This window comes from Thermococcus sp., from assembly GCF_027052235.1.
GTDB lineage: Archaea > Methanobacteriota_B > Thermococci > Thermococcales > Thermococcaceae > Thermococcus.
Genome location: NZ_JALUFF010000082.1, coordinates 1 through 1,956, shown reverse-complemented (window position 1 = coordinate 1,956; position 1,956 = coordinate 1). Strand labels below are relative to the sequence as shown.

Genomic DNA, 1,956 nt, shown 5'->3' with positions numbered 1-1,956 from the left:
CTTTCTCCCGAGCAGAAGGCACTCGTTAAGCGCTTCGCCGAGATGCACCTCGAGATAGAGAAGGACATGATAGAGACCTACCAGAAGATGGCCGAGAAGATGACCCACCCGCTCTTCAAGGGCCTCGCCGAGGCGATAGTTGAGAACGAGAGAGAGCACCACAGGCTTTTAGCGGAGCTGATAGCGAAGTACAAGGAGTAATCACTCCAGGATCCTGAGGAGGTAGTTCCACTCTTCTTTTCCCCAAACCTCTTTTGTCGTTATTACGACGAGGCTCCCGTTTGAGAGGTAGGCCAGGTCCTTAAGGGTCGAGAGGAGCTTAAGCACGCTTTTGAAGTCGTTGTAGAGCTTTAGGAACTCAGGGGTTTCGAGAACAATCACCCCGTGCTTCCCCATCTTCCTTGCTTCTCTGAAATACTGCGAGGAAATCTGGGTTATCCTGTAAAGGGACGTCGGTGAAATAGTTTTGCTCCCCTCCACCGTGCTGATCCTGTAGCATATCCACCCATCAACGGGTTCCATTGTCCGGTGGAATGCAAGCACGGGGTAGTCCGTCAGGGATTCACTCATGCCCCTAAACTCCTCCGGTGTCGTTACGATGACCCCACGTGAGAGGGACAGCCTTGCTGACCCCCCGTTCCCAAACCTGCCGGAATCGAGAAACCTCTCGCTGTATATCAGTTCGTAGTAGGCGTAAGCCATGAATGCCGCGATACCGGAGGAGATGTACACGGCCTGCTCCTCATTTATGAAGCCGTTAGAATAAACGAGTGGATACAGCATGCTCATCACACCCGCAAGAAAAATCGCGATGCCAAAGAGCTGTGCCCTCGATTTGTAATACGAGGACAGAATCTCCACCAAGACGGCACCACCTATCGCAAGCAGGGTCCCGGAAACGACGTAAGTTCCGCCCGGGCTTACCTTTGCTATGCTCTCGATTAAACCGTACACCAATGGAAGGCTGGGCAGGGAATACCAGACCATCCGGGGGGTTGAAACTTCCGTTTCCTCGGTGATGAGGTGGAGTATCCCCAAAAGCGTCAGGGCGGTTGCGGCCCCCATGAGCAGGGGGTTGATATCCACCCCAATACTCGAGGAAATGTTGGCTGGAAGAGTTGCACTCGCCAGCCATCCCAAAGAAAGGTAGAGGGCGGACTTCCTGTGTCCCCTGAAGTAAACTGCCAAAAAAGCAAGCCCTGTGGTAATTTTAACCGTTAGGATTAAGAGGAGGATGGTATCTTTCATACTTTTGCCCTTCTTTTTACACGGCACAAAAAGTTATAAGAATTTCCAGGTTGTTCGAAATACGAACTCGATTGTGTAACAAGAAGTTAAAAACGGGTGAGAGCGGTCTTCACGGCCCGACGTTCATCATCTGGCTGTACATGGCCCAGTCGAGGAGGAGTTCATACTCGGCCTTGAGGTTGTAGTAGTGGCCCCACTCCATGTCGCTGAGGTAGCGCATGAGCCTCTTCTTCTCCTCGGTGTCAACCATGTCCTCAAGCTCGGCGTAGAACTTCGCCGCTATCTCCTCGGCCTTCATGGCCCACCTTATCAGCTCTATTATGTCCTCAACGCCGTGGAGCTGCCTCGCGACCGGCTGAAGCTCCGGCCCTATGTGCTCCTTGGGAAAGACGATTTCCTTTCCGGGGAACATGTTGGCGTAAATCTTCCTCAGAAGCTCCTCGTGCTTCTTCTCCTCACCAGCGAGCCACTCTATCTTGTTCTTAAGCTCCTGGATGTCTATCCTCTCGGCGAGGCTCTCGTAGAACTTCCTCGCCCCGATCTCCGCTTTTACTGCCATTCCCAACAGTTCTTCAAGCGAGAAGTCCTTAACCTTCTCGAGGGGAAGCCCCTCTTCAAGCTCCGGCGGAACCATCTTCATCACCCCATTCTTCGAGCAGAAGCCCTATCTCGTTGTACGCTTCAACCCTCTTAAACCCTTCCTTCCTA

Annotated in this window: 2 protein-coding genes and 1 pseudogene; 1 reads left to right on the top strand and 2 read right to left on the bottom strand. The window is 52.6% G+C overall.

Going from position 1 to position 1,956, the window contains the following annotated elements; genetic code table 11:
• Nucleotides 1–201: pseudogene (locus MVC73_RS10470) on the top strand (rubrerythrin family protein); the annotation flags it as partial.
• Here the strand turns inward: MVC73_RS10470 and MVC73_RS10465 are convergent.
• Nucleotides 202–1,248 carry a DUF835 domain-containing protein gene (locus MVC73_RS10465; protein ID WP_297510795.1) on the bottom strand — a complete coding sequence of 349 codons (1,047 nt, stop codon included), beginning with the start codon at nucleotides 1,246–1,248 and terminating at the stop codon, nucleotides 202–204.
• A 109-nt stretch (nucleotides 1,249–1,357) separates the two neighbouring features.
• Nucleotides 1,358–1,882: a ferritin family protein gene (locus MVC73_RS10460; protein ID WP_297510798.1), complete on the bottom strand. Its 525-nt coding sequence runs from the start codon at nucleotides 1,880–1,882 to the stop codon at nucleotides 1,358–1,360.
• Between the last annotated feature and the right edge of the window lie 74 nt (nucleotides 1,883–1,956).

Coding starts and splice junctions, on each gene's coding strand:
- MVC73_RS10460 (WP_297510798.1), bottom strand. CDS start 1,882: ATGGTTCCGCCGGAGCTTGAAGAGGGGCTTCCCCTCGAGAAGGTTAAG.
- MVC73_RS10465 (WP_297510795.1), bottom strand. CDS start 1,248: ATGAAAGATACCATCCTCCTCTTAATCCTAACGGTTAAAATTACCACA.